Raw genomic sequence first — 803 nt, 5'->3', positions numbered from 1 at the left:
CCAATCAGAGAATACCCTACCTTTTTTCTTTTGGTCTAGCAAAATGCTTTACACAAAATTTTATACATCATCAAATATAGAAAGAAAGCAGTATATCTTGTATGCCATGCCGAAAACGGTGGAGATAAGCGTCGCATAATAGTCATCAATGTGACCGTGCGCCACATGCCAGACAACTAACAGAAAAATGATATAGCATACTACATCGAGCAGCATCCCTTGCTTAGACGTTCGTTTTTCACCTTATCTTTCTACTCTATTTCGCTTCCTATCTATATCATTCCTTCTATAATTTTACACTTAACTAGTTTGCCTTTGCGCGATCACAGACAGCGCATTCTCTTGCACACAAACAGTAACGCTCCCAGAGCCGATATTTTCCCCATCGGCATGCAAAGGAAGAAGAGAACTAGTATGTATGTGAATGTGTTTCCCGGCAAACACTTTCACTTCCTTCATTTTTATATGCCCTCCCCAAAAAACCGTCACAAATAACAGCAATATTTTTAACCGCGATATTTGATCAACGACAATGATATGGAACAGGCCATCATCTGATTTTACGGACGGCGCTATTTTCATTCCTCCACCATAATAGGGATGGTTCGATATCGTGACAAGCCAAGTCCGCTCAAATAAATGCTTCTCCCCATCAATCTGCAAAACTACTTTGCCCGGCTGGTAGAAAATTAATTCTTTCATTAAATAGAACACATAGACAAATTTGCCAAGAGGTAACTATTCACCCCAGTGCTAGTGTATAAAAAAGCCCAGCACAAATAGGGCATTTCGGTCATAGAAAA

The 803-nt window shown here is 39.7% G+C and carries 1 protein-coding gene; it reads right to left on the bottom strand.

Annotation, left to right across the window (positions count from 1 at the left end):
- Positions 1 to 300 precede the first annotated feature (300 nt).
- Positions 301 to 702, bottom strand: coding sequence for a hypothetical protein (locus DCC82_RS17045; RefSeq protein WP_233253089.1), 402 nt, complete (start codon positions 700 to 702; stop codon positions 301 to 303).
- Positions 703 to 803: the final 101 nt, after the last annotated feature.

The sequence above is a fragment of the Geobacillus sp. LYN3 genome (assembly GCF_003064505.1).
GTDB lineage: Bacteria > Bacillota > Bacilli > Bacillales > Anoxybacillaceae > Parageobacillus_B > Parageobacillus_B toebii.
This window is presented reverse-complemented; position numbering and strand designations above follow the sequence as displayed.

What these genes read in the sequence shown, in the direction of transcription:
- DCC82_RS17045 (WP_233253089.1), bottom strand. Translation starts at nt 702, where the DNA reads ATGAAAGAATTAATTTTCTACCAGCCGGGCAAAGTAGTTTTGCAGATT.